Source organism: Arthrobacter sp. SPT-J7, assembly GCF_059089965.1.
Genome location: NZ_JBNHFF010000045.1, coordinates 1 through 18020 on the forward strand (window position 1 = coordinate 1; position 18020 = coordinate 18020).

Genomic DNA, 18020 nt, shown 5'->3' on the forward strand with positions numbered 1-18020 from the left:
GCAGCGGCGTTACTTTGATCGTGTCACCGGAGACGTCCAGGCGGGTGGTGAAGCTGAAGTCCACCTCTTCGTCCAGCGGGTACCAGGCGCCGGTGAACAGGTTCTGCTGGAGCGCCTCCACCTTTGCCTTGCCGTCCAGCGGTGCCACCACCCAGCGCCCGTCGAAGGGCTCGATGGCCACGTTGGGGTACTCAGTCACGGCCCATTTTATGGTGCCGTCCTGGACCCGGTTGTTGCTGGCGTAGTAGAAGGGGCAGTCCGGCTGGAGCTTCTGCTCCTTGACTGCCTGGGCTGCGCAGCCGTCCAGGAATTCCTTCACCTTGGCCGCCACGTCCGTCTTCAGGTCGTCCGTAGCTTGTGTCAGCAGGTTGAGCGGCGCCACCGGGACATCCCGGGCGGTCACTGTGGCACGGGTGGCTGGCGCGGAAAAGTACTCCCCGTTCACCGTGGCTTCGTATTCGCCCGGGTAGAAAACGGCGAAGGAGTTCCGGCCGTTCGGCATATTGACGTCCACTCCGTTGACGGTGGCCTCGCTGGCATTGACCACGGTGACATCGACTGTGGGCAGCCGGGACGGGACAAACGCCCACGTGTTGAAGAAGATCCACTCAGTTCCGGTCTTCTGCAGCAGGAACTCAGTGCGGAGGCGGCTCCCGTCGATCGTGTATTCCAAGGGCACCATCACCTGGGCGCCCGGTCGCTCCTCGGCCTCTCCGATGTTCACGTTGGCCAGGCGGGACGCGGCGGTCTGCAGGGCCGTGCCGTCGAGCATGGCAGCATTGCTGGGCGGTACCGTTGCCCTCAGGAGTCCGAGTGCCTTGCCGCCGTCGCCGCTTTGCAAGGCGTCCAGATACTCGCGCACCGGCTGCTGAGGACTGGCCACAGTATCGTTCACGAGGTTCACGGCAACGATGGCGCCGGCAACAGCAAGCATGAGGCCCAGCAGCCATCCGGCTGCGATCCTCACCAACGCTTGACTCATTTGCACGTTCCATACGTTACCTGCCATGTCGCCGACGGCTGCAGTTGAGTCAGTGCACGGCTGCGGCTCCGGTCAGCGGCGGCGCCGGGAGGACGTGCCAAAAACGCCGCGCAGCAGCTCGCGTCCCAGCTGTGTTCCGATGGACCGGGCCATGCTTTTCAGCCCGCCGCCGAGTGCACCGCCGAGGACACCTCCAAGGTCGCCCATCATGCTGTCACCGGACTCCTCGCGGGTAGTTCGCGGGACATCAGCAGGGGCGCGGCGGCCGCTGTTCCTGGTGGGTGCAGGCCTGCTGCTGGGCCGGCCCAGGATTTCCTCTTCAATCCGCCGCGCCTCGGCATCGATGTCGACGCCTGCGTCAGCGCCAGGAACGCCGGCGCCGGGAACGGGAGGTCCGCCGGGCGCAGCCGGGCCGGTGGGAGCAGCCGCCTTGCCGGTGAGCTTTTCGTAGGCCGAGGGGTTGTCAACGGCGGTCCCGTATTTGCCCAGCAAAGCCGACCCGGCCACCGTGCTTCTCACCAGGGCCTCGTCGCTCGGGCCCATCACGGATTCAGGGGCGCGCAGCCGGGTATGGGCCACAGGCGTGGGTGCACCCTTCTCGTTCATGACGGTGATCACGGCTTCGCCGATCCCCGCGGACGTCAGGGTCTCTTCTAGGTCGTAGTCGCTCATCGGGAACGTGGAGACTGTCGCCTTCAGCGCTTTCGCGTCCTCCGGAGTGAAGGCCCGAAGGGCATGCTGCACCCGGTTGGCCAGCTGGCCGAGGACATCAGCCGGCACGTCCTTGGGCGTCTGGGTGACGAAGAAGATGCCAACACCCTTGGAACGGATCAGCCGGACGGTGGTGGTAATGGCCTCCAGGAACGCCTTGGAGGCATCGCTAAAGAGGAGGTGTGCCTCGTCGAGGAAGAACACGAGTTTCGGTTTGTCGAGGTCGCCGGCTTCGGGCAGGTCCTCAAAGAGGTCGGCCAGCAGCCACATCAGGAAGGTCGAGAACAGCATGGGCTTGGTCTGCAGGGTGGGCAGTTCCAGGCAGGTCACCACGCCGCGGCCGTCCGGGGCAGTCCGCAGCAGCTCGGCGGTATCGAATTCCGGTTCGCCGAAGAACTTCTCCAATCCCTGGGCCTCGAGGGTCACCAGTCCCCGCAGGATCACGCCCGCGGTGGCTTTGGACAACCCGCCCAGCTCCTCCAGCTGGTCCTTGCCCTCCGGCGACGTAAGGAACTGAATGACAGCCCTGAGGTCCTTCAGGTCGGTCAGCTCCAGGCCGTTCTTGTCCGCAAAGTAAAACACGAGCTGCAGGCTGGATTCCTGGGTGTCGTTCAGCTCCATGATGCGCGAGAGCAGGATGGGGCCGAAGGAGGTCACCGTTGCCCTGACCGGAACGCCGTTGCCGTCACCGCCCAGGGCGAGGAACTCTACGGGGAAGGTCCTGCCCTGCCAGGCCTGGCCGATGCTCTCGGTGCGTGCCGCAAGTTTTTCGCTGCCCGTGGCTGCCGTGGCGAGGCCCGAGAGGTCTCCCTTGATGTCCGCCAGGAAGACGGGGACACCGGCGGTGGACAGCTGTTCGGCCATCATGTGCAGCGTGACGGTTTTGCCGGTGCCGGTGGCGCCCGCCACCAGGCCATGCCGGTTCATCATAGCCAGCGGCAGGCGGACCTGCGCCTCCTTGTGGAGTTCGCCGTCCACGATGGCGGCACCGAGCTCGATGGCGGCCCCTTCCAGCGTGTACCCCTTCTGGATGGTGGCAAGCTTCTCTGCTGTGGTTTTGTTGGCCATGCCGTTAGCTTAGCGGTGGGCCCAGCCCTTGGGATGGGCCCCAGCAGCTCCAAGGTACTTTGACCTCCGCACCACGGTTTTCCACCGGCGTTGCCTGCAGGGCGGGGCCCGAGGACGGATGTGCTGCCACGGCCGCGGCGTGTTCGGCCAGCACTCCCGTCTGATGCCGGATCGTCAGGCGGTACGGCAGGGCGCCTCCTCCTGCGACGGCGGCAACGACTCGGAGCCGTCGTCGGTGAGTGGCCACTTCTTCAGCAGTCGGTTGCGCAGCAGCGGAACCGTGACCAGGAGGTAGGGCATGTTGAACGACTGTTCAATCTAGCCTTGAACAATCGTTCAATACTGAAGGAGGACTTTGGGACGGGCTACAGCTGGTGTTCCGGATGTCCGGTACCCTGGCGGGGCTATTGGTCCCGCGGCGGGGCGAACGCGATCTGCTCGGTGCGGGCGATGCTTCTCTGGATAGCTGCCTTGTCTATGCCAAGAAGCGCGGTGAGCCACATGCCGTTTTGTACGACGACAATATCGGCTGCCCGTTCCCTGCATTGCTCCCACGGCAGCCCGGGGACGGCGTTGGACACCAGCGAAGCGAGCCCGTCGAGATACCGGTCAAAAGCCGCAGCGTTGATCTCTGCATAGTCCTCGTCGGCTTGCGCGAGGGCCCAGAGGTGCAGGCGCAGGGACAGGTACCGTGTGGTCAGCAGTTCGGCGCCCGCAACCCGGCGCAGGGCCTTGCGCAACTGTTCGTCCGGGGCCGACGACAGGTCTGGTGCAACCAGCTTAAGGTCATGCTCGTCTACCCTGTGCAGGGCCGCCCGGATGAGGCTGGTCTTGTCGTCGTAGTAATAGTTCACCAGCCCCAGCGCGACCCCGGCTTCGCGGGCCACAGCGCGCATGCTCACGCCTGAGATACCGTGGCGGGACAGCAGATCAAGCGCCGCTTCGAGGATGCGCGACTGCCTGTCGATCTGTTCCCCGGAGTTCACGCTATTTGTCCCCATATGGCCAGACTATGGCCAAACCTGCCAGGCGTGCACTTCCAAGGTGAGTGGAAGGGCGGATCAAGTAATAGGCGGTCCCGGTGAGTCCTGCCCAACTTCCGCCGGGGTCCATCCCAGGGCGGGACCCAACCTGCCGGCAATGTCGGTAAGGATCTGGAGGTAGTCCTCGTGGTCAAAGCTGAAGGGGAGTGCGAACGCCACCTCATCCACTTCCTGGAATCCTGCGTGTGCGTACAGTTGCTCGGCAATTTCATCGCTGGTGCCGATGAGGTCCGGGGCGAACATCATGCCTTTTGGACCCTGCGGCGCCCGCGTGCGGGGAGTGCGTTCATCGACGTAACGCTGGTACTTCTCCCGCTGTCCCGGTGACGCTGTATCGGTGGGGATGGCCACCAGGCCCTGCGACACACGGGCCGGTCTATGCGCTTGAGCTGACGTTGCAGCGGCCTCACGGAAGGCACGAATCTGCGATTGCTGAACGTGGGCAAAGTCCGGTTCCTGATCCGCTTCGGGGAAGACCACACTGCTGGAGAGCAGATTAAAACCGTTCGCCCCGGCCCAGACGGCGGACTTCCTGCTGCCTGCCCCGTACCAAAGGCGATCCCGAAGGCCGGGAGAGTGCGGCTCGATGCGGTTGGAGAATTCCTCGACCACATCCTGCCTGCCCGAAAAGTCCCGCACCCTTTCCCCTGCGATCAGGCGCGCAAGGCGATCCACGCGGGCGTAGCTGAAGTCCTCCAGCCCTGAGGTATCCGGGTACAGCGCGTGCTTCACGCTGTCGTAGTGCATCGGTTCCCCCACGCTCAGCCCCGGATTGATTCGTCCCCCGGCGAGCAGATCCACGGTGGCCAGGTCCTCGGCCAGGCGCAATGGGTTTTCCCAGCCCAGCGGGGTGACCGCGGTTCCAAGTTCAATCCGGGAGGTGCGCTGGCTGGCGGCGGCCATCACGGCGACGGGGGAAGAGATCCCGAACTGCAGATGGCGGTGGCGCAGTCAAGCACTGTCGAATCCAAGCCGCTCGCCACGCTCGATGATCTGCAAAGTGGATTCGTGGCCCGAGGCGGGATCCGCCGGATCGAACAGTCCGATAGTGAGGAATCCAAGCTTGCGTAAGGGTCGTGTTGGGTCGGGCATGGGGCTCCTTGAGCATCGGGGGCGGCTCCTTCTCAGAATAGGCGCCCCGACGTGACCTGCCTGAGGTTGCCGTCCTGCACCGCGTTAGACGTCCAGGCCGCAGCGTTCTCGGCATCCTTGTACAGGGCGGCAACCCGGTGAGTGTGTTGGGTATTCCAACGCAAGCTGAAATAAGACGGGGCCCGCCGTGGTTATGCACAGAGTGCCCGCCGCGATCCGGCCGGCACAACTCCACGTAACGTTTTGAAAGGTCGGCTCCCACCGTGACTCTTCCCCTCTCCATCCTTGACCTGGCAACCATCAGTAAGGGCCAGACGGCGGCAGAGAGTTTCGCGGGCAGCGTGGCCATGGCGCAGAACGCCGAGAAATTGGGGTACCGGCGGGTCTGGTACGCCGAGCACCACAACATGTCTTCCATTGCCTCTTCCGCGACGAGCGTGCTCATTGCCCATGTGGCCGCGCATACGGAGAGCATCCGGCTCGGGGCCGGCGGCGTGATGCTGCCCAACCACTCACCACTGACCATCGCGGAGCAGTTCGGCACCCTCGAAACCCTGCATCCCGGACGGATCGACCTGGGCCTCGGACGTGCGCCCGGCAGCGACCAGAACACCATGCGCGCGCTGCGCCGTGACCCGATGTCCGCCGACAGCTTCCCGCAGGATGTCCTTGAGCTCCAGGGATACCTCACCGGGCCCACCCGGATCCAGGGCGTGGAAGCCACCCCGGGAAAGGGCACCAACGTCCCGCTGTACATCCTGGGCTCGTCTCTGTTCGGTGCGCGCCTGGCCGCCCAGCTTGGCCTGCCGTACGCGTTCGCCTCGCACTTTGCCCCCAACGCGCTGCAGGATGCGGTTGCCCTTTACCGCCGCGAGTTCAAGCCCTCAGCACAGCTGGAGGCTCCGCACGTGATCGCGGGCGTGAACGTGATTGCCGCTGATTCCGCCTCCCAGGCGCAGGCGATGATGCAGGCCACCAAGCGGGCGCGGGTGTCGCTGTTCTTCGGCGGTGGCCGCGAGTTCACCGATGACGAAGCGGACATGATCCTCGACTCACCCCAGGGCCAGCACGTCGCGCAGATGATGACGTACTCTGCGGTGGGTACGCCCGACGTCGTGATGGACTACCTGGACGAATTCGGCAGGCACGCCGACGCCGATGAACTCATCGTGGCGCACCAAAGCGCCGGTACCGAGGCACGGCTGCGTTCCGTGGAACTGCTCGCGCAGGCAGCCGGACTGGCCCGGGTCTAGCGTGGCATCCACCAGCGAGGGCGTCGGATTCCGCTCCAAACGCGGGCCCATCCTCATTGCGCTGATGTTGTCCACCGGACTGGTAGCCATTGATTCCACCATTGTGGCCACCGCAGTTCCCTCGATCGTCCGCGATGTGGGCGGGTTCGAGTCCTTCCCCTGGCTCTTCTCTGCGTACCTGCTGGCCCAGGCCGTCTCGGTGCCGATCTACGGGAAGCTATCGGACGTGGTTGGCCGCAAGCCGATCATCCTGGCAGGCATAGGGCTGTTCCTGCTCGGTTCAATCCTCTGCGGGATCGCCTGGAGCATGCCCGCCCTGATCGCTTTCCGGGCGCTGCAGGGACTAGGCGCGGGCGCCGTGCTGCCGGTGTCCATCACCATCGCCGGCGACATCTACTCGATCGAGGAGCGAGCCAAAGTCCAGGGCTACCTGGCCAGCGTCTGGGCGGTCTCCTCAGTGGTGGGTCCCAGCCTGGGCGGCATCTTCTCCTCCCTGGGGATCTGGCGCGGCATCTTCCTGGTCAACGTTCCCTTGTGCCTGCTGGCGGGGTGGATGCTGCTTCGGACCCTGCACGAAAACGTCGAGCGTGCCAAGCACCGTGTGGACTACGCCGGCGCTGCGCTCCTGGCAGGCTCGCTCAGCCTGCTGATCCTTGGCGCACTCCAGGGCGGGCAGGCGTGGGAGTGGGATTCGCCGGTTGGCATCGGCGTCTTCGCCGTGGGTGCCGTCCTCCTGGTCCTGTTCCTCCTGGTGGAGCGGCGGGCCGCGGAGCCAGTGCTGCCAACCTGGGTGGTGTCGCGGCGCCTGCTGGGTACCACTGCGCTGGTGTCCTTCGGGGTCGGAGCAGTCATGATCGGATTGACCTCGTATGTGCCGACGTTCCTGGAAGGCGCACTGTCCACCTCGCCGTTGATTGCTGGCCTGGCGCTCGCAGCGCTGACCCTCGGCTGGCCGATCAGCGCGTCGCAGGCCGGGCGGCTCTACCTGCGGATCGGGTTTAAACCCACCGCCCTGATCGGAATTGCCGTCACAGTGGCGGGCCTTCTGGTCCTTGCCCTGACTTCGGCTACTCCCAACGTGTTGCTGATAGCCATCAGCTGCTTCGTCGTCGGACTCGGCCTGGGGTTGGTGGCCACCCCTACCCTGATCGCTGCCCAGTCCAGCGTGGCATGGAACGAGCGCGGCGTCGTGACGAGCACCAACATGTTCGCCCGGTCCATTGGCAGCGCCCTCGGCGTGGCCGTGTTCGGCGCCATCGCGAATTTGGTGTACGAAAACACGGCAGGGGCCGATAAGGCATTAGCCGTCGTCGCCGCTTCAGGTGCCGTTTTCCTGGCGGCGCTGGCCGCAGGCCTTCTCACTGTGGCGGCGGTGCTGGCAATGCCCGCGGTCAAGGCGACAGCGGGGAAGCAGGCCGACGCCGAGCCGGTTCCCACCGGGGCCGAAGACGGCAAGGCGCGCTGACGGCTAGCGGGATGCGCGGAAGATTTCCGGGGCAGGCCGCGTGCCGGTGGCGAGGTCGGCAAGAATGCGGCCAACGACGGGAGTGAACTTAAACCCGTGCCCGGAAAATCCTGCGCCGATGACCACAGGGCCGATCCGGTCCAGGATGAAGTCTTCATCCGGAGTGGTGGTGTACGTGCAGCTGATGGCCGCGAAGGACTCGGCGTCCACCCCGGGCAGCCACGTCCGGGCGTAATGCTGTAGGGCGGCGAGCTGGACGGGTTCCGGCTGGAACGACCGCCGGTCCGGGTCCACCACCGGGCCCACGCCGTGCCACCCGGCCTTAATCCCTTCCCCTGGGGTCTGCATCCCGTAGACGGGGGAGTACCAGCTTTTGTACTCCGCGCCCGTGCCCGGCATGTGGTTGAACCCGGGCCACCGGGCGCCCTCATCCGTCACCCGGAAGTGCGCCGGCTGCTCCTGGGTGACCCGCAGCTTCGGAATCCGCAGTCGGCTACTTCCGGTGGCGCCGGCCAGGAGTTTTTCGGTCCAGCCCCCGGCGGTGACCACAACCTGGGCGGCCGTGACCATCTCGGCGCCCGCGCCGGACTCCAAGGTGAGCCGAACGCCGTCGTCCATCACTTCAAGCGCCACCACTTTGGTGTGATGCCGCATTTCGGCGCCCCGGGCCACCGCGAGCCGCTGGAAGGCTGGCAGTGCCGCCTCCGGGTTGAGCTGGCCGCCGTCGGGCATATGAAGTGCCTGTTGGTCAAAACGGATGCCGCGCCAGCGCTCGCCTGCCGCCGCAGGGGACAAGAACTCGGCACGGATGCCGGCATGGTTCAGCGCGTCAGCGACGTCCCGGAGCCGGGGATCGGGACCGTGGTTGACGATTCCCGTTCGGGCCAGCAACTGTTCGCCGCTGTCCTGCTCAAGCTCGTCCCATAGGCTTAAGCCTTCAGCCAGCATGGCCACGTATTCCGGCCGTTGGTAGCCGGGGTTCAGGTTGCGCGTGGCGCCGTGCGAGGCCCCGACCGTGTGCCCCGGCCCGAACTGCTCCACAAGCGTCACGTGGCGGCCGCGGCGGGACAACGCCCATGCGGCAGCCGAACCCATGGCTCCGCCGCCGATCACCACGGTGTCCAGCATCTTATCCATCAGACTCCCATCACGTCAGCAGCAGCGCTACGCCAATCATCGCCGGGACGGCCACCACCGTAGTAATCAGTACGGTGTCCTTGGCCACCGTGAGGCCCGTTTTGTAGCGGCTTGCGGCCACAAAAACATTCTGCGCCGTGGGCAGTGCTGAAGTCACCACGACGGCAAACAGCACGTGGCCCTCCAGCCCCAGTGCGAAACGGGCAAAGACGTACGCAAGCGCCGGCTGGACCACCAGTTTGAAGGCACTGGCCAGCAGGGTGTCCACCCGGCGGGCGGCGGAGGCCTGGAGCGGGCGGGTACCGTTCAGGCTCATGCCAAAGGCGATCAGCATGGCCGGAATCGCGGCACCGCCGATCAGGTGGATGGGCTCCATAACCAGCGGCGGAACCTGCCAGCCGGTGCCTGCCACCAGCAAGCCCAGGGCGGAGCCGACGATCATGGGATTCTTCAGGATCATCACCACGAAGTTCAGGGGAGTGGTGCGGTGCGAGCTGGTGCTCGAGTCCAGGATCATCAGGAACAACGGCGTGAAAAAGGCCAGCTGGAAGATCAGCAGCGGCGCCACGTAGCTCGCATCACCCAGGACGTAGACTGCGATGGGGATGCCCAGATTCGCGGAGTTCACCAGCGAGGCAGCCATCGAGGACATCAGGGACTCGGGAAGCGAGCGTTTCAGCCAGAACTTGGCGATAGCAAAGAAGATGGCGGCGGTGGCTATGGCCGATACCGCGGCGACCAGCAGGGGGGCCGCAAACACCTCGGCCAGGCGTGCCTTACTGAGCGTTTCGAACAGCAGCGCCGGGCTGGCCACAAAGAAGGTGAGGGAACTGAGGACCTGGCGTGCGTTGTCACCCAGTATCTTCTGCCGGCCCACGAACCAGCCCACCAGGATGATGCACCAGACAACAAAGAAGCCGGCCAGTACACCTAGCAAGGGACAACCCGCAGGGAGTTGTGCCGCTGGAAGTTAGACAGCAGGGCGCGGCGGCGGAGGGTACTGGGACACACGCTCCGGGTTAGAGGGAAGCGTTGTTAAGGGCAAAAGGGGGCCGGAGCAGCCCTGGTGTCAGTCCCTCGGCGGGGTCGTTGCCCAGTTGGATAACGCGGTTGTTTCCGTCCACGTGGACCACCTTGGGCTCGTAGGCCTTCGCTTCCTCGGTGGTCATCTGTGCGTAAGTAATCAAAATGACAATGTCGTTTTCCTGCATCAGGTGGGCCGCAGCACCGTTGATGCCGATGACGCCGGAGCCGCGCTCGCCGGCGATGGTGTACGTCTCCAGCCGGGCGCCGTTGGTCACGTCCACGATGGACACCAGCTCACCGGGAAGAATGTCGGCAGCGTCCAGGAGGTCCAGGTCAACGGTGACCGAACCTACGTAGTGAAGGTCGGCGTGCGTGACGGTGGCCCGGTGGATTTTGGACTTGAACATTGTTCGATTCATAACGGCATTAGTCTAGCGCCGGGGGACATCCCGCGCAGTGACGCAGGGAACACTGCCGCAGTAAGGCACAACCTTGAGGACGAAAGGTTACGACGGCGGGTGGTCACCCGGCGTCGCTCGTTGCCACCGCCGCTGCGGCCGCAGCCAACGTCTCCCTTGCCGCCAGGATGGCAGGCCTCCGGGCACTGGAGCGGCGCACTGACGTGAAGACCGTGCGGTGCGGTTTGCCTGGGAGCTCCAGCAGTTGGGCAGTGGTGCCGCGGTCTGTCCATACCAGGTCCGGCATCAGGGCCACGGCGTTGCCGGATTCGATCAGCCGGATCTGCGCCTGAAGGTCGGCGGTTTCAAAGCGGACGTCGGGTTCGAACCCGACGCTCCGGCAGGCCTGCTCCGCCCAGTGCCGTGATGCGGCGCCCCTAGGCTCCATAACCCAGGCGAGTTCGGCGGTGTCCGCCAGCGAGTTGATGGCGGGCCCGCCGACGGACGTTGGTGGAACTGCCAGCCTGATGGCATCGGTGGTCAGGCGGACGCGGTCCAGTTCGGGGTAACGCGGGGCAGCGTGCCCCGGGTACTGTTCGGCGATGACAAGGTCGAAGTCCCGCGCCCAAGTCTCGTGCAGTGCGGTTTCCGGCTCACGCTGGATCATCTCGATGCGGACCTCCGGGTAGGCCTCCGCCATCCTCGTCAGCGTTTCCGGCATCAGTGCAAGGGCGGCGGACTGGAAGACCGCGATCCGGACCGTCCCGGTGACAGTGGTTAGGGAAGCAGCCAGGTCGGCCTCCGCCTGTTCCATGGTCTGCAGCAGACTGGCCGTGTGCGCCACCAGCACCTCAGCCTGCGGTGTGAGCTGCACCCGCCGGCCGGTCTTGCGGAGCAGCTCCACACCTACTTCCTTCTCCAGCAGGGCAAGCTGCTGGGAAACCGACGACGGGCTGTACTGCAATGCCTCCGCCACCTCGGCGAGCGTTCCACGGATGCTCAGTTCCCTGAGCAGCCGGAGCCGGCGGAGGTCAAGCATGGGGAATTCCTAACTGAAACTAACGAATATAGGTTAGAAGTAGTCACTTTATCTAATGCAAGCAGGCTTGCATACTGTTGGGATCGAGTTACCCCTGTCACAGCGCCTAGCGGCGTGCCGCGGCGGGGTCGCACCCCAAGCAGGAGTTCCTGATGAGCACTAGAGATATGAGCCAGTCGATCATGAGGCGCAAGCCCATCGACGACATTGAGGAAGAAAACAAACACAGTGGCCTCTTCAAGTCACTCGGACTGTGGCAGCTTACGGCGATCGGCGTAGGCGGCATTATCGGCGTCGGCATCTTCTCCCTTGCGGGACTGGTGGCAGCAGGAAGCGAAAGCACACCCGGGGTAGGGCCCGCGGTGCTGATTTCCTTCCTCGTTGCCGGCCTTGCTTCGGCGGCCGCGGCGCTGTCCTACGCAGAGTTCGCGGGCATGATTCCCCGCGCGGGCTCGGCGTACACCTACGGCTATGTGGCGCTGGGCGAGATCATCGGCTGGTTTATCGGCTGGGACCTGCTGCTGGAATACATCGCCATTGTTGCCGTGGTGGCGATTGGCATCTCCGGCTACTTTGATGCCTTCCTCTCCGGCATCGGCATCCACATGCCCCTCTGGATGACCTCCACGGCTGACGAAGGCCGAGGCGGAGTGGTGAATATCCCGGCCATCGTGGTGTGCCTCATCGTGACCTGGATCCTCTCCCGCGGCACCAAGGCTTTCGGCCGGTTCGAGCTGGTGGCAGTGGCCATCAAGGTCATCCTGATCCTCTTCATTATTGGCCTGGGCGTCTTTTACATCGACACCAACAACTACAATCCGTTTATGCCCAGCGGCTTCGGGCCCGTCCTTGCGGGTGCTGCCACCGTCTTCTTCGCCGTCTTTGGTTATGACGCCATGAGCACCGCGGCCGAAGAGGCCAAGGACGGCAAGAAGCACATGCCCAAGGCCATCATCCTTTCGCTGATCATTGCGATGCTCCTGTACGTGGCTGCCACCCTGGTGCTGACCGGCATGCAGAACTACAGGGACATCGATCCCACCGCCGGTTTCGCTTCTGCCTTTACGGGAGTGGGCCTGCCGGTGATTGCCACCATCATCTCGGTGTTCGCCGTGTTGTCCATCCTCACCGTGATGCTGACCTTCCTCCTGGGTGTCACCCGCGTCTGGTTCTCCATGAGCCGCGACGGCCTGCTGCCCGGCTGGTTCTCCAAGACCGACCGCCACGGCACCCCGCAACGAGTCACCTGGATCGCCGGCGTTGCGTCCGCACTGCTGGCCGGCGTGTTCCCCATCAAGGCCGTTGCTGACCTCACGAATATCGGCATTCTGGCTGCGTTCGTCGTCGTCTGTTTCGCTGTGATCGTGATCCGTTACAAGAAGCCGGATGCTCCCCGGTCCTTCCGCCTGCCGCTGATGCCGGTCATCCCGGCCTTCGGTGTGCTGGCCTCCGCGTTCCTGATGTTCCAGCTGCACTGGGAAACCTGGGCCCGCTTCGGCGTCTGGCTTGTTATTGGCCTGGCCATCTATTTCTTTTATGGAAAAAAGAACTCGCTGATGAACCCGAACAGCCCGCGGCACGAGGAGATTGTGGAGATGCACCGGCCCGTCGGCTGACGCTTTTCGACCCCCCGATAGCGCCGTTGCCTGACGCACGAATTCACCGAATGCGCCATCACCCTACGCGCCTTTTCCGGGGGCGGCCCACCACTTTTGACGCGTTTTCGACGAACCCTCTTCCACTTCCTGTGGGGGAGGGTTCGCTGTTTGCCCGGCAGTCCGGGAGGGATGCCGGAAATCATGCAGAAGGTGATGGGGCTAGATCCGGCGGGGCGCGGAAAGTGATGAGGCGTGGGCCTGCAACGTACGGTAAGTGATGGCGCATTCAAGGAGGAATGGGGCCACATGCACACTAGCCAAACCATTGGATTTTCTAACCTGTATCGCTTAGGAAAGATCGCTTTATCTTACGTGACTGCAGGCTCATACTGGTAAATAAGACCTCCTCGAACCACAGGAAAGAACGAGAAAAGCCATGACCCACATTGCAATGGAACCGGCAATTGCGCCGGCAACTACGCCACGGACCGTCGACGTCGATGTGCCTCAGGCGAAGGCGCTGGCAAGTGAAGCCGTAGCGCTGGTACGCCACTGGCTGACAGAGGCGTCCAAGGTTCCCGTGGACGCCTCCGCCCAGCAGCTTGCAGGGGTGTTGAAGGACTCCAACGGGCTGGAGTTCACTGTTGGTTTCGTGGACGGAGTTGTCCGTCCCGAGGACCTGAACGTGGCCGCGCGGAACCTCGCCGCGCTCGCACCCAAGGTCCCCGCGTTCCTGCCCTGGTACATGCGCCGTGCCGTGCAGCTGGGTGGGACCATGGCTCCGGTCATGCCGCAGGTTGTTATCCCTATCGCCCGCAAGGTCCTGCGCGAAATGGTGGGCCACCTGATCGTTGATGCCACCGACGCCAAGCTCGGGCCCGCGATCTCGAAGATCCGCAGGGACGGCATCAAGCTCAACGTCAACCTCCTTGGCGAGGCCGTCCTCGGTGAGCACGAGGCTTCCCGCCGCCTTGAGGGGACGCACACCCTGCTGGCCCGCCCCGACGTCGACTACGTTTCCATCAAGGTGTCCTCCACCGTCGCCCCGCACTCCGCCTGGGCCTTTGACGAAGCCGTGGAGCACGTCGTCGAGAAGCTCACGCCGCTGTTCCAGCGCGCGGCCTCCTTCGCCGGGCCCGGTACGAAGGCCAAGTTCATCAACCTGGACATGGAAGAGTACAAGGACCTGGACATGACCATCGCGGTTTTCACCAGGATCCTCGACAAGCCTGAGTTCAAGGACCTCGAGGCCGGCATCGTACTTCAGGCCTACCTCCCGGATGCCCTCTCCGCCATGATCCGCCTGCAGGACTGGGCTGCCGAACGCCGCGCCAACGGCGGTGCAGCAATCAAGGTCCGTGTGGTCAAAGGCGCTAACCTGCCCATGGAGCAGGTGGAAGCCTCCCTGCACGACTGGCCGCTGGCAACCTGGGGCAGCAAGCAGGACTCCGATACCAGCTACAAGAGCGTCATCAACTACTCCCTCCACCCGGACCGGATCCGGAACATCCGGATCGGCGTGGCCGGCCACAACCTGTTCGACATCGCCTTCGCCTGGCTGCTCGCAAAACAGCGCGGCGTTGAATCCGGCATCGAATTCGAGATGCTGCTGGGCATGGCCCAGGGCCAGGCCGAAGCCGTTAAGAAGGACGTCGGTTCGCTGCTGCTCTACACCCCGGTGGTGCACCCGGCCGAGTTCGACGTCGCCATCGCCTACCTGATCCGCCGCCTTGAAGAAGGGGCAAGCCAGGATAACTTCATGTCGGCAGTCTTCGAGCTGAGCGAAAACGAGGTTCTGTTCGAGCGCGAGAAGCAGCGCTTCCTCGCCTCGCTCGCCGCGCTGGACAACGCGGTTCCGCCGGCCAACCGGCAGCAGAACCGCAACCTGCCCCCGGTCCTGATGCCACACAACGGCTTCGAAAACACCCCGGACACGGACCCGTCCCTGCCTGCCAACCGTGACTGGGGACGCGCCATCCTGGAACGTGTTCCGTCCTCCACCCTGGGCAACGCCTCCGTCGCCGCAGCAGCCATCAAGGACGAGGCGGAACTGGACCGCGTCATCCGGAAGGCAGTTGAAACGGGCAAGGCCTGGGGCGAACGCTCCGGCGCCGAGCGTGCCGAGATCCTGCACCGCGCCGGGGACGTCCTCGAGGCCCGACGCGCCGACCTCCTCGAGGTTATGGCCAGCGAGACCGGCAAGACCATCGACCAGGGCGACCCGGAGGTCAGCGAAGCCGTTGACTTTGCCCACTACTACGCCGAGTCCGCCCGAAGGCTGGACGAAGTCGACGGCGCCACGTTCGTCCCGGCCAAGCTCACCGTAGTTACGCCGCCGTGGAATTTCCCGGTCGCCATCCCGGCAGGGTCCACCCTCGCGGCACTCGCCGCCGGTTCCGCCGTCGTGATCAAGCCTGCCAAGCAGGCCGCCCGCAGCGGTGCCGTTATGATCGAAGCCCTCTGGGAAGCGGGCGTGCCCCGCGACGTCCTCACCATGGTGCAACTCGGTGAGCGGGAGCTCGGAAAGCAGCTGATTTCGCACCCGGCCGTTGACCGGGTGATCCTCACCGGCGGCTACGAGACCGCTGAACTGTTCCGTTCCTTCCGCCAGGACCTTCCGCTCCTGGCCGAAACAAGCGGCAAGAACGCCATCATTGTCACCCCGAGCGCGGACTTGGATCTTGCTGCAAAGGATGTTGCGTACTCCGCGTTTGGCCACGCCGGCCAGAAGTGCTCCGCTGCCTCACTGGTGATCCTGGTGGGCTCCGTGGCCAAGTCCAAGCGGTTCCACAACCAGCTGATCGACGCCGTCACCTCCCTGAAGGTGGGCTACCCGGAAGACCCCACCAGCCAGATGGGCCCGATCATCGAACCCGCCAACGGAAAACTCCTCAACGCCCTCACCACCCTGGGAGACGGAGAAAACTGGGCCGTGGAACCGAAGAAGCTGGATGACAGCGGCCGGCTCTGGAGCCCGGGCGTGCGCTACGGCGTCAAGCGCGGTTCCTACTTCCACCTGACCGAATTCTTCGGACCGGTGCTGGGTGTGATGACCGCTGACACCCTGGAAGAGGCCATCGCCATCCAGAACCAGATCGAGTATGGCCTCACCGCAGGCCTGCACTCCCTGAACTCAGCGGAGCTGGGTACCTGGCTGGAGTCCATCCAGGCCGGAAACCTGTACGTGAACCGCGGCATCACCGGCGCCATCGTGCAGCGCCAACCGTTCGGGGGCTGGAAGAAGTCAGCGGTTGGCGCCGGCACCAAGGCTGGCGGACCCAACTACCTGGCCGGCCTGGGCGAGTGGACTTCCGCCGCGAGCACTGCAGATACCCCTGTCACCCACCCCGGTGTCGCGCGGATCATCAATGCAGCGGGTTCCTCCCTGGAACCTGCAGAACTAGAATCCGTCAAGCGCGCACTGGCCTCCGATGCGGAGGCTTGGGCCAGCGAGTTCGGTACGGCAAAGGACGTCTCCGGCCTCGCCGCGGAGCGCAACATCTTCCGCTACCGCAGCCTGCCCGTGACCATCCGCCTCTCCGAGGGCGCGCCGCTCGCGCACCTCGTGCGGACCGTAGCCGCCGGCGTCCTGGCAGGCTCGGAGCTGACGGTCTCCACGGCAGTCGGCCTTCCAGCCCAGCTGCGTGCGGTGCTCACCGCGCTGGACACCGACATCAAAGTTGAGTCCGACGCCGACTGGCTGGCTGCTGCTGGCCAGCTCGCTGATGCCGGGAAGCTTTCCGGAGCACGCATCCGCCTGATCGGTGGGGATGCCACAGCCCTGGCGCACGTGACCGGCGGCCGCCCGGACCTCGCTGTCTACTCCCACCCCGTCACCGAGGCCGGCCGCGTGGAAATGCTGCCGTTCGTGCATGAGCAGGCTGTAAGCATCACGGCGCACCGCTTCGGCACACCGAACCACCTCTCGGATGCGCTGATCTAGCTTCAATCGCAGCGGCAAAGCAGAAGGCCGGGCGCCACCTTGACGGTGGACACCCGGCCTTCTGCTGTATTGAGTGGTTAGTTCTCCGCTAGCCGAGGTACCAGCCGGGCGGTGTCCACGTCACCGGCACGCTGTGAGCGGAAAACTCCTCGCAGCGGGTGCAGGTGTAGGCGGCTTCGCCCAGGGTTGCAACAGCCCCGTCCCGCCGGTACGTCGGCGGAATATAGGACTCAAGGTAGACAAATTCATCGGTGCGGCACTTGTCGCAGGTGGGCTTGCCGACATACCCGGAGTCCGTGGTGGCCAGTCCGGAGCCGAGGGTGGATTGGCGGGTAGCCAGCGGCCGCGCAGTATTATGCGGGCGGGCGTGCGTGGAGCTGAGGCGGGTGTTCTTGGCTGTCGTCATTGGCTGCCTGTCCCGAGCGCGCAACCCGTCGGGCAGCGCGTGCTCGTATTGGAGAACCGGTCATCTGCTTGACCATGGGAAAACCAGCATAGGTGATGCAACGTTCCGGCATCAACGGAGAACGGGTTGTCTTCCGGCGGAGGCTTTCAGCTGTTCAGGAACGATTTCAGTGCCGCCACCCAGGCGCCGGGGGCATCGAGATGAGCGTCATGGGAAGCCCTGGGGAGGTCGACGCGCCGGACGTTGTGGCCACGCTCAACGAACTCCGTTTTCTCCTCTGCAGGGAACATTCCGTCTTCGCCATACACAACGAGGGTTGGCGCCGTGACGGCGTCCCACTCCTCCCAGCGGGGCCGCATCAACCCGTCCATCGTGCCCATCATGACGTCTGCAAAGAATCGGGGCCAGTATCCGCTGGTTCTTTCCTCAAGGTCGGACACCCACGCCTCCTGCAGGGGGCCGTCGCCCAAAAACTCCTTTGCGGCGGCCCGGCTTGTGAAGGGGGCCGGCCAGGACCGGAAAAATTCCCCGAGCTGCATATTTTCGGCAGCGCTGCTGCTGCCGGCACTGCTTTCCAAAAGCACGAGTTTGGTGACCAGGTCCGGCCGCTTCGCTGCAACGAGCATTGCGGTATGGCCCCCCATCGATTGGCCCACGAGTACTACAGGGCCACCCACCGCGGATTCGATCACGTGGACGACGTCGGCAACAAAGGCCTCCCGGGAAAGGTCGCCGGGCCTGGAGGTGCTTCGGCCGTGGCCGCGAAGGTCCACCAGGATGGTCCGGAAGTCCGGAAGGGCGCGGGCGGTCTCGAAATATTCCACTGAGCTGCCGGCAAGTCCGTGCAGGATAACGATCG

14 protein-coding genes and 1 pseudogene are annotated in these 18020 nt (G+C 64.7%); 4 read left to right on the forward strand and 11 right to left on the reverse strand.

The genetic code is table 11. From position 1 onward, the window contains the following. The 5 genes and pseudogenes from AC5RWX_RS21280 to AC5RWX_RS21300 form a co-directional block, all read right to left on the reverse strand. Positions 1-982 (reverse strand): hypothetical protein (locus AC5RWX_RS21280; RefSeq protein WP_494098298.1); only part of this gene is annotated, 982 nt, incomplete at its 3' end. A 72-nt stretch (positions 983-1054) separates the two neighbouring features. Continuing rightward, the gene (locus AC5RWX_RS21285) at positions 1055-2761 is read right to left on the reverse strand and encodes a helicase HerA-like domain-containing protein (protein ID WP_494098299.1); all 1707 of its coding nucleotides are present in this window, start codon (positions 2759-2761) and stop codon (positions 1055-1057) included. 174 nt (positions 2762-2935) lie between these two features. Continuing rightward, entirely contained in the window at positions 2936-3061 is a 126-nt protein-coding gene (locus AC5RWX_RS21290) for a hypothetical protein (RefSeq protein ID WP_494098300.1), read from the reverse strand. 104 nt (positions 3062-3165) lie between these two features. Then, complete coding sequence (locus AC5RWX_RS21295) at positions 3166-3762, reverse strand: TetR/AcrR family transcriptional regulator (RefSeq protein ID WP_494098301.1); 597 nt, start codon at positions 3760-3762, stop codon at positions 3166-3168. A gap of 60 nt (positions 3763-3822) precedes the next feature. Further along, positions 3823-4896 (reverse strand): annotated as a pseudogene (locus tag AC5RWX_RS21300) (LLM class flavin-dependent oxidoreductase). 263 nt (positions 4897-5159) lie between these two features. Here AC5RWX_RS21300 and AC5RWX_RS21305 point away from each other — a divergent pair. Beyond that, entirely contained in the window at positions 5160-6149 is a 990-nt protein-coding gene (locus tag AC5RWX_RS21305) for an LLM class flavin-dependent oxidoreductase (protein WP_494098302.1), read from the forward strand. Positions 6150-6213: 64 nt separating this feature from the next. Continuing rightward, on the forward strand, positions 6214-7614 hold the full coding sequence (locus tag AC5RWX_RS21310) for an MFS transporter (RefSeq protein WP_494098310.1): 1401 nt from the start codon (positions 6214-6216) through the stop codon (positions 7612-7614). A 3-nt stretch (positions 7615-7617) separates the two neighbouring features. Here the strand turns inward: AC5RWX_RS21310 and AC5RWX_RS21315 are convergent, their stop codons facing one another. The 4 genes from AC5RWX_RS21315 to AC5RWX_RS21330 form a co-directional block, all read right to left on the reverse strand. Further along, positions 7618-8751, reverse strand: a complete 1134-nt coding sequence (locus AC5RWX_RS21315) for an FAD-dependent oxidoreductase (RefSeq protein ID WP_494098303.1) — start codon at positions 8749-8751, stop codon at positions 7618-7620. 10 nt (positions 8752-8761) lie between these two features. Further along, complete coding sequence (locus AC5RWX_RS21320) at positions 8762-9688, reverse strand: AEC family transporter (protein ID WP_494098304.1); 927 nt, start codon at positions 9686-9688, stop codon at positions 8762-8764. Between the two features lie 82 nt (positions 9689-9770). Then, positions 9771-10196: an aspartate 1-decarboxylase gene (panD, locus tag AC5RWX_RS21325; RefSeq protein ID WP_458780141.1), complete on the reverse strand. Its 426-nt coding sequence runs from the start codon at positions 10194-10196 to the stop codon at positions 9771-9773. A 103-nt stretch (positions 10197-10299) separates the two neighbouring features. Next, a complete protein-coding gene (locus tag AC5RWX_RS21330) occupies positions 10300-11214 on the reverse strand; it encodes a LysR substrate-binding domain-containing protein (protein WP_494098305.1) in 915 nt (304 codons plus the stop codon). Between the two features lie 152 nt (positions 11215-11366). On the opposite strand from AC5RWX_RS21330, the gene AC5RWX_RS21335 reads away from it, so the two are divergent. After that, positions 11367-12830 (forward strand): amino acid permease, encoded by a 1464-nt coding sequence (locus tag AC5RWX_RS21335; RefSeq protein WP_494098306.1) that lies wholly within the window; start codon positions 11367-11369, stop codon positions 12828-12830. 418 nt (positions 12831-13248) lie between these two features. Then, entirely contained in the window at positions 13249-16755 is a 3507-nt protein-coding gene (locus AC5RWX_RS21340; protein WP_494098307.1) for a bifunctional proline dehydrogenase/L-glutamate gamma-semialdehyde dehydrogenase, read from the forward strand. Between the two features lie 88 nt (positions 16756-16843). On the opposite strand, the gene AC5RWX_RS21345 is transcribed toward AC5RWX_RS21340, so the two are convergent. Both AC5RWX_RS21345 and AC5RWX_RS21350 read right to left on the reverse strand, forming a co-directional pair. Then, on the reverse strand, positions 16844-17161 hold the full coding sequence (locus AC5RWX_RS21345) for a hypothetical protein (protein WP_494098308.1): 318 nt from the start codon (positions 17159-17161) through the stop codon (positions 16844-16846). Positions 17162-17307: 146 nt separating this feature from the next. Continuing rightward, on the reverse strand, positions 17308-18020 hold a 713-nt coding region (locus AC5RWX_RS21350; protein ID WP_494098309.1), incomplete at its 5' end, for an alpha/beta fold hydrolase.

Excerpts from the sequence above, each read along its gene's own strand:
- AC5RWX_RS21285 (WP_494098299.1), bottom strand. The coding sequence starts at position 2,761 with ATGGCCAACAAAACCACAGCAGAGAAGCTTGCCACCATCCAGAAGGGG.
- AC5RWX_RS21290 (WP_494098300.1), bottom strand. The coding sequence starts at position 3,061 with ATGCCCTACCTCCTGGTCACGGTTCCGCTGCTGCGCAACCGACTGCTG.
- AC5RWX_RS21295 (WP_494098301.1), bottom strand. The coding sequence starts at position 3,762 with ATGGGGACAAATAGCGTGAACTCCGGGGAACAGATCGACAGGCAGTCG.
- AC5RWX_RS21310 (WP_494098310.1), top strand. The coding sequence starts at position 6,214 with ATGTTGTCCACCGGACTGGTAGCCATTGATTCCACCATTGTGGCCACC.
- AC5RWX_RS21315 (WP_494098303.1), bottom strand. The coding sequence starts at position 8,751 with ATGGATAAGATGCTGGACACCGTGGTGATCGGCGGCGGAGCCATGGGT.
- panD (WP_458780141.1), bottom strand. The coding sequence starts at position 10,196 with ATGAATCGAACAATGTTCAAGTCCAAAATCCACCGGGCCACCGTCACG.
- AC5RWX_RS21330 (WP_494098305.1), bottom strand. The coding sequence starts at position 11,214 with ATGCTTGACCTCCGCCGGCTCCGGCTGCTCAGGGAACTGAGCATCCGT.
- AC5RWX_RS21335 (WP_494098306.1), top strand. The coding sequence starts at position 11,367 with ATGAGCACTAGAGATATGAGCCAGTCGATCATGAGGCGCAAGCCCATC.
- AC5RWX_RS21340 (WP_494098307.1), top strand. The coding sequence starts at position 13,249 with ATGACCCACATTGCAATGGAACCGGCAATTGCGCCGGCAACTACGCCA.
- AC5RWX_RS21345 (WP_494098308.1), bottom strand. The coding sequence starts at position 17,161 with ATGACGACAGCCAAGAACACCCGCCTCAGCTCCACGCACGCCCGCCCG.